Source organism: Bacillus sp. FJAT-47783 (assembly GCF_022808615.1).
Lineage (GTDB): Bacteria > Bacillota > Bacilli > Bacillales > Aeribacillaceae > Bacillus_BZ.
This window is the reverse complement of the sequence record NZ_JAKZKS010000044.1, coordinates 1-8144: the sequence shown is the minus strand read 5'-3', so window position 1 is coordinate 8144 and position 8144 is coordinate 1. Positions and strand designations below refer to the sequence as shown.

General features: G+C 34.7%; 8 protein-coding genes and 1 pseudogene. 6 read left to right on the top strand and 3 right to left on the bottom strand.

All coding sequences use genetic code 11. The features are described 5' to 3' along the window. Positions 1–199: response regulator transcription factor (locus tag MLD65_RS17600; RefSeq protein ID WP_243293125.1), on the bottom strand; the 199-nt coding region annotated here is incomplete at its 3' end. Between the two features lie 151 nt (positions 200–350). On the opposite strand from MLD65_RS17600, the gene MLD65_RS17595 reads away from it, so the two are divergent. The 3 genes from MLD65_RS17595 to MLD65_RS17585 all read left to right on the top strand — a co-directional run bounded on the left by MLD65_RS17595 (position 351) and on the right by MLD65_RS17585 (position 2206). After that, on the top strand, positions 351–539 hold the full coding sequence (locus MLD65_RS17595) for a hypothetical protein (protein ID WP_243293124.1): 189 nt from the start codon (positions 351–353) through the stop codon (positions 537–539). After that, a complete protein-coding gene (locus MLD65_RS17590; RefSeq protein WP_243293123.1) occupies positions 536–1732 on the top strand; it encodes a DUF418 domain-containing protein in 1197 nt (398 codons plus the stop codon). Before MLD65_RS17595 ends, MLD65_RS17590 begins: the two co-directional genes overlap by 4 nt. Positions 1733–1861: 129 nt before the next feature. After that, positions 1862–2206 (top strand): ABC transporter, encoded by a 345-nt coding sequence (locus tag MLD65_RS17585; RefSeq protein ID WP_243293122.1) that lies wholly within the window; start codon positions 1862–1864, stop codon positions 2204–2206. A 601-nt stretch (positions 2207–2807) separates the two neighbouring features. Here the strand turns inward: MLD65_RS17585 and MLD65_RS17580 are convergent. Then, on the bottom strand, positions 2808–3326 hold the full coding sequence (locus MLD65_RS17580; protein WP_243293121.1) for a hypothetical protein: 519 nt from the start codon (positions 3324–3326) through the stop codon (positions 2808–2810). 341 nt (positions 3327–3667) lie between these two features. Here MLD65_RS17580 and MLD65_RS17575 point away from each other — a divergent pair. Beyond that, positions 3668–4240: pseudogene (locus MLD65_RS17575) on the top strand (bacitracin ABC transporter permease); the annotation flags it as partial. A 455-nt stretch (positions 4241–4695) separates the two neighbouring features. Further along, positions 4696–5649, top strand: a complete 954-nt coding sequence (locus tag MLD65_RS17570; protein ID WP_243293120.1) for an endonuclease I family protein — start codon at positions 4696–4698, stop codon at positions 5647–5649. A 440-nt stretch (positions 5650–6089) separates the two neighbouring features. Here the strand turns inward: MLD65_RS17570 and MLD65_RS17565 are convergent, their stop codons facing one another. Beyond that, positions 6090–7100: a transposase gene (locus MLD65_RS17565; RefSeq protein WP_243293119.1), complete on the bottom strand. Its 1011-nt coding sequence runs from the start codon at positions 7098–7100 to the stop codon at positions 6090–6092. 276 nt (positions 7101–7376) lie between these two features. Between MLD65_RS17565 and MLD65_RS17560 the strand changes: the two genes are divergently transcribed. After that, the coding region (locus MLD65_RS17560) for a transposase (protein ID WP_243293118.1) at positions 7377–8144 on the top strand (768 nt) is incomplete at its 3' end.

Below are 8144 nucleotides of genomic sequence, written 5' to 3'. Positions count from 1 at the left end.
GCTCAAATCCATTCCCATCTGGTAACATGACATCTAGAACGATAAAGTCAAAAGAATACACCTCAATCTGTTGCAGCGCTTCTTTTGCTGTAAAGGCTGTTTTTATTGAAGCGTACCCCTCTTTTATTAATATTTTTTCCATCATTTTCACAATAGATGTTTCATCATCAACAAGTAAAATATTCATAATTTTTACCATTTCACCCCCTCACCATCCTACCACAGCTACCTTACAAATACCTTAACAAATGAATATGAATAGTTAGCAAATTGTAAGGTTTTCGTATACTTTCCCGTAAGGAGCATTCATTAATGTAGAAAAGAGAAATAATGAAACTGGAGGAGTAGAGATGGAAATAAAAAGGTGTTTATTTACTTTTCTTCTTTTAATTGGAGCAAACATGTTCGTTTCCTCTTTCATCTGGTTTTCTCAAGTCGCTTATGAACCGATTATTCGTATAGCAGGCATTGGTTTTCTTCTCATTGGTATTCACTGCATTAAACAATATAAATCTACAAATGAGGGAGAAGTTTCATGATAAAGAGAATAAAAGCCGTTGATGCCTTACGTGGTTTGAGTTTGTTTGGCATATTACTAGCCAATATGTTGATTTTTCAATATGGAATTTATGGAAAGGATGAAATATCATTTTATTCCCCATCTCGAATTGACGAACTAACTCATAAAGGCTTATCCATTTTTGTTGAATCGAGTTTTATGCCCATCTTTGCCTTTTTGTTCGGGTATGGAATTATCAAAATGAAAGAAAGCCTTGAAGATAAAGGGTTAAAAGTAAAACGACATTTAATCCGACGCTTTTTATTTTTGTTGTTGTTAGGGGGACTGCACAGCGCATTTCTATGGGAAGGTGACATTTTATTTTTCTATGGAATGACAGGATTTCTTCTACTAGTATTTATCAATCGAAAGAAAAAAACGCTTATAATATGGGCGTTAATTACGCTTTCCCTTACTGGAGTATTAGGATATGGAAGTGGAGATTTTACTTCGACTCATGAAGAAAAAGCGGCCATGAATGAATATCTAGAAAAGACATTCGAGATTTATGGAAGTGGTACATTTACTGAAATTATGGAGCATCGTAAAGAAGATCCCCTACCGCTACCTAATGAGATGATTTTCATTCTTCTTCTCATGTCTCCAATTGTAACATTACCGATGTTTTTATTTGGAATGGTCGCTGCAAAAGCAAAATGGTTCCATAACTTAAAAGAAAAACGTTCGTTTAGGATGAAACGAGCTACTGTATTGTTAATACTTGGCCTAACATTAAAAACCATAAAGTTTGTAATTCCAGATTCGGATTTAGCGGGAGTCGGTTATGCATTAGGAGGTCCAATTCTTGCTTTTGGATATATCTTCACATTTTCGTTGTTGCTCAGCAAAGAACAATCTCTTATCATTAAAGGGTTTGAAAGTGTCGGTCGTTTGTCACTAACCAATTATCTTCTTCAAACGGTCATATGTGTCACGATCTTTTACGGATATGGCTTTGGGTTATTTGGAAAACTAGGTGTTCTAGCAGGAGTTGGTTTAGCCGTTGTCATATTTAGCTTTCAATGGTTGGGGAGTCTGCTCTATTTAAAAATATTTAAAACAGGACCTATAGAGAAAATACTCCGTATGTGGACGTACCTCTCATGGAGTGGAAAAGCAAAATTGAAAACTCAACAAGTGACAACAAGTGAAACACTTCACCAACATGTATAGACAGGCACAATAATTGCCAAGTTATTGTACTTATCGAAAAAAGCTTCCTACCCTCCTATGTTTGAAACAACTTGGAAACAGGCAAGTTTGATGACTTCAAATTCAAATAATTAATAGGGTGAATGCATAATGCTTGAACTAAAAGAAATATTAAAAGATTGGGAAGAGAAGTTGGATAAGGATGAATGGTATTTTAGAAATTCCTTTGAAAAATTAACTGAGGGTATGAGTAGTCAAGATGCTTTTAATTACATTCCAACAGTTGTTAATGAGTTGCTACAATTAAAAACTACCTTTTTAATAGGCGAAGTCTTAGACTTACTTCATATTCTTTATTCAAAAGCAGACACTACAGAAATTCATACCGAGTTAAGAGAAAAGATATGTAAAATTGAACGATTGGTAGCTGAATATGGAGACGAATATTCTAGAAATTCACTTTTCGAACTCAAAAAAGCGATAAGAATAAATTAAAAAAACCTATGGAATCAGATTAACCGATCCGATTCCATAGGTTTTTTATTGATAACAGCCTGTCCCCCGCTATGTAAACACTTTATTGTACTGAGGTGCAGGCAGCAAATTCGGAAAAATTCTTCTCTCAAGCTTTTTCATAGTTAATTAAACGTTTGTTTAAGACTAATCCCCTTTTGGAAACGATTGATTCTCCTTGTTTCATCAGAATCAATTCAGAGGTTAGAATCGAAATTTGCGAAAGAAGCAGATTTCAATTATCAACATATATACAAAATATGAATTCCTAACACAAAAAGTTACTTACAAAAAAATGACTCATCACCATAACTTGAGGTTGTTTATGTGAAAATTAATATTTTTCCATGTACAGATGTAAAAGAAGCGAAAACTCTAGTATCGTAATCGTTGTCTAGACAAACCACAATAGGAGTTTTCGCTTTGTACAACCAGTTTATAAATTACGCAAACACCTTGAATTAAACTCTCAGGACAATATGGGTCATCTAAAATAGATTTTACTCGCTCATCTTCCTTAGAAATATATAGCCTCATTGCGATATAATCATGTATTTATCTCTTACAATTTTCTTGCATCTATCTATTCAAATTCTTTTCTTATTTTTTTGTAATCCTCAACAAAAGATAAAAATGAGCTTTCTTCTGAAAAGAATAATTGATTATTGATAATGTATTCTCCAAATTCCAAAAACCCATCTTTCACCAATTCATTGTATACTTTTTTCGGAACTACTTTTGATATCACTTCACAACTTTCATCTAGTTTCTTTCTCGCGAAAACATAACCATCGTTTACTAATGATAATTCGACTTCATAGAGAGAATCTAACAATGCGATTCTATAATCTTTTTCATTAGGAGCTAATATAGGTTCAATTAATGTTTGCCATGTAAATAAAAGGTCTGTTGTTTCCATGCTTTTAGATAAAATAACTTCAGAGTCGACAGTTAAGCTGATTGCTCCTTCTAAATAATCATAATCATTTTCATGCAATGTATGATTTACTAACTCTATTGAGTCAGTATTAGTAATGGGTAAAAATAAAGGTTCATTTTCATCTGAACTTATATCTCTTATGAAAGTTTCTATCCTGTTCATCTTAACACCCCTATTAAACTGGATATGCTGATTTCACATAACCATCTTTTCCTATGTGTATTTTGTGCTTGATACCATTTATAGCCTTGTAAACATCACAAAATTTTCCACTTTCAATGCGTTCCCAATTTTAGTTTTGTTACTATTATAGTATTATTAGTTACAAAATTCTTTACATCATTAACACTTAATTTTGGAATCTAACATCGATTTTCCACCTTTTCCAGTCCAATAATCGGATGATGGTTTTGGAAAACATGTTGCATTTTATCTTTTGTAAACTAAACATTTTTCCCGCCGTCTTTTGTTTGAAAAACTCTTAAAGTTTATAGTAGTCTCATATCGTAGACGAAACCATCTTTGAACGTTTAAAAAACGATTTAAATCCAGAAATTCAAAAAGAATCATCGACGTATATCGGAATTAATATCGTAAAAGAAGAACAGCTCGAAAAAGCAAATGATCTATTTAAAGAAGCGAACTTCCATAATAATCTTTCACACGATTCACGTCTTGAAATGAGTAACAGTCAGAAAAGGAACATGGGACTCATCATGTTTATCGTCGGATTTTTAGGACTAACCTTCCTCATAACATCCGGCTGTATTCTTTACTTTAAACAAATGGGCGAAAGCGAAGACGAAAAGCCGAACTACACCATTTTACGAAAACTCGGCTTTACCGAAGGAGATTTACTAAAAGGCATTCGCGCCAAGCAACTCTTTAACTTTGGCATTCCTTTAGTCATAGGGCTACTTCACAGCTATTTCGCCGTCCAATCAGGCTGGTTTTTATTTGGAACAGAGCTATGGGTACCGATGCTAATGGTTATGGTACTTTATACCATTTTATATTCTATCTTCGGAATGCTTTCAGTAATGTATTATCGGAAGGTAATTAGAGGGGCGATTTGATAAAGTGAAACTTCATTCAGTGGGGGTTTTTTTCATCCCCCACTGAATGTTAGTCCTTACGGGATGACCTAAAGGCCCTTGAACCAATCGGACCTTTACGGGCAATTGTCCCCCACCCATCTTCTTTGTTTTACTACAGAATCTTGAGGTGGGGGTCTTACTGCCCGTTAAGAGTGAGCTAAAGATAGAAAAGTTCTAGGTTCAACGTACCTAGAGCTTTTTTTACGATTTCAATAGCAAATTTCACCATGAAAAGAACCTATTTAAGTAGACTTATTCATTCGCTTCAACTCCAGCTTTACCTTACGATAACATAGGCTACTTTTATACAAGAATTTTTATATCTTTGTTGTGAAGATTAGAAATAAATTCCTCAATCTCTACTAGAATCATTTAAAATAAAAATAAGAAGTTTTTTATGATGACCGATAATAGAATACCGAGGTATGAAGTCCATGAGCAAAAAACAGAAAAATAAAACACCATTAATCAAGCATATTCTAGAACACAAAGAGTGGGAAAAACTAGATAGAACACGATCGATCCTTACACTTTTACAAAACCAAGAAAAAATTAGAAAAAATCCGCAGTTTTATTATAATGCGAAAAAAGATGAAAAAGATAAAGCATCCTATTATAAAAACATTATGGGAAAAGAAGTAACCGGCATTGAATTATTTTACCGATATCATCACTTGATTAAACACTCTCATAAAAATCAATTACCTTATTTTTTAAGTAAAGATTATTTTTTATATACTTTTGTTGATTTGCAGCCAGATGGTACGGTCAAAAGCATTTATTCAAATGAAGAATACAATCCTAGCCAAATTATTCATGAAGACTATGAAAAAATAAAAAAAAGATATGAAAAGTTTCATAGTCTTTCTGAAATCGATGCCCATTCTGAAGCTAGATTATTAAAAAAGATGAGAACAATCGACAAATATCTCAAGTTTAATACTGAACATATTGTTCCCCAATCTTGGTTTCATGCTCGAGAACCAATGAAAGGGGATTTACATCATTTGTTTATTTGCCTACCGAAGTGTAATGTAAAAAGATCCAATTTTCATTACCATGATTTTACCTTTTACGAGCCTGAATCGCCTAAAGAAAAAATCCGAAACGCATGTGGTGTCGTGAAAGATGGTTATTTTGAACCAGAACATGGAAAGGGAAGCGTCGCTCGAGCGATGATGTATTTTTTATTACGATATCCGAATGCCATTAAAAAAAGTCATTTAAAACGAATAAACCTTTCGTTATTAATTAACTGGCATCACGCCTTTCCTGTTACTATTTATGAGTTGCATCGCAACCAAGCGATTTATGAAATACAAGGAAATCGTAATCCCTTTATTGACTTTCAACATTTAATTGATAAGATTGAATTTCCATTTTTGTGATAACGGTACTTGACCTAACAACAATTCTTAGAGGGGATGTCCAAAAAGTAGTATTTACGCCCTAAAATCTAAAAAGTTGACCCAAAGAATGCTGTGAAATCAACACTCTTTGGGTCTTAATTTTGAAGTATCTTACTCTAATATGGACTTTTTAGACAGCCCCTCTGCATCAACGAAAATTCCTTCCTGTATGCTATTTAATTAAACGTTTGTTTAAACGTTGAACACCAGTAAAATCAATTTTTCCCCACTTAATTAAACGTTTGTTTAAAATCTATTTCCTTTTAGAGTATGTTCAAAAAGTACCCTCTTAACTTAATCTCAAGTTGCACATTAGCTATCCTAACTTCCAAATGTGGGAATGAAAGTAAAATAACTTAGAATGAGATTGCTTAAATGATTTTTAGTTATTTTCACTCTAAAAAAGGGCAGACGAATCACTAGGACATAAACAACTTTTTTAAGGATGTGGTCTGATCTTCGGCACTAAAATAGCCTAGATCAGCAACAAGATATTCCACTTTCAGATCACCTATTTGATTGATCTTTTCAATCAATGGGAGCAGCACATCGATGTCGGCGGTATCGGGTGGAAGAATGATCGACAACAGAACGACAGGCCCTGAAGGTGTAGGACAGACGATCGAATGTTTCCGATAGCCAATAAAGAACTTGTTTTGATTGGCTTTGGTTCGTTGTACCCCCACTTTCGCATCAGGATCCGAGTACGTCTTTTCACATGCACAAGTATCTTTATTCTCGCAGGAACAACGTTTCTTTTTGTATCCATTTACATGAGCGTAGACAGGTCGAGAATCAATACCTGCAAGGTTTGATTGTAAAAAGTTGTCCAACTTTAATGCTTGGCCTATAAGATCAAATAAGATCTCATAAAATAATTCTGGCGTAACGATCTTACGAAAGTGACTTAAACTACTGTGAGCAGGTACATCTTCTATGTTAGGAGTCCCAATGAAGTTACGCCAAGCCTGGTTTTTCGGTTCCATGAGTTGTCTGCATAGCTCTCGAAAAGACGTGATTTCGGGACGTGTAAAGTACAGATAATGCATCCGAAAATATGTCCTTGGATCCACGGGTGGACGCCCACCATTCTTATAAAGGGGGGTTATTTTGTTTACTACAACTCCATCATCCACATGGTCGATGTAATCAATGAGTTCCACATCAAAGCCGAGTGTGTTATAGTAATGGTATGGGATTAGTTCTAATTGTAATTCCATGAAAATGCACCTCGCAAATTGGTATTTTGGGTTGTTTGCCACTTCCATTTTACCATTTTTTGTAAAGGTGCATTTTTGTTTTTTTAGCGAATTAGGCACTTTTTGAACACGCTCTATTAGGGAAAACATTAACTTACTGTCAAGTTCTGTTGGGTATGAAGGTGAATACAAAGAATTAGAATTCAACGATAAAACGATATATTTTGCCAAAAACATCCATCAAGTAAATGACAATAAGAACAGTACATTTTATCGCTTTTTTTCTTATATTATAACAAAAAAAGTCACCAAGGTATTGAGTTTGTATATACAGTTGCTTTCACAAATGATAGCAGATCTTGTCAAATCGACTTAGAAAAGGCTCATCACCATAACTTGGGGTTGCTTATGTAAAAAACGAATATTTTTCCATATATGGATATGAAAAAAGCGAAAACTCTGGTATCGTAATCGTTGACGAGACAAATCACGATAGGAGTTTTCGCTATGTACAACCAGTTTATCAAATCTATTATGCCATTACCATCTTTTTTTGAGATTTCCATGCCTTCTGATGAAGAGCCCTCCGTTTTTCCGGTTCAAGCAGCACCTCAATGCATTCTTTGTCCTATTTGCTTGGGTAAAACCTATCGTCATGATAAAAAGCTTCGTCGCTTTCGTCATAGTTATGCTTGGCACATCGGCACGCTTTGGATTGAATTAGAAGTGCCTAGACAACGTTGCACAAATTGTGATTACACGTTTACCTATGATTATGATCTAGGACTTGTTCGCTCTTCCACTTTAGCTTATCGTCTTCAAATTGTTGATCATTGTCATGGACGAGCCATTTCAGATGTGGCTTGTGAATATGGACTACCGTACACAACGGTCGAACGTTGGTTTTATACATATGCACCTAAACAATTATCAGAAGAAGAGCCCTCTAGAATTTGTGTGGATGAGTTTGCTCTTCGCAAAGGACATACCTATGCGACAAGTGTGTTAAATGCCGACACAGGGCGTGTTTTAGCGATTGTTCCAGGACGAGACGAAGAAGCGATTCAATCGGCTCTTTCTTGTGTGAAAGGAACCATTCAACAGGCTGTGAGCGATTTAGCACCGGCCATGGCCAAAGCGATTCAATCCGTTTTTCCGTCTTCCATTCATGTGCTTGATCACTTTCATATTATTCAATTATTTACGGAGGCACTGAAAAGACGAAGACGCTATTTAAACGAAGCGAAAAAGCATCATAAGGTACGGTTTATTGAT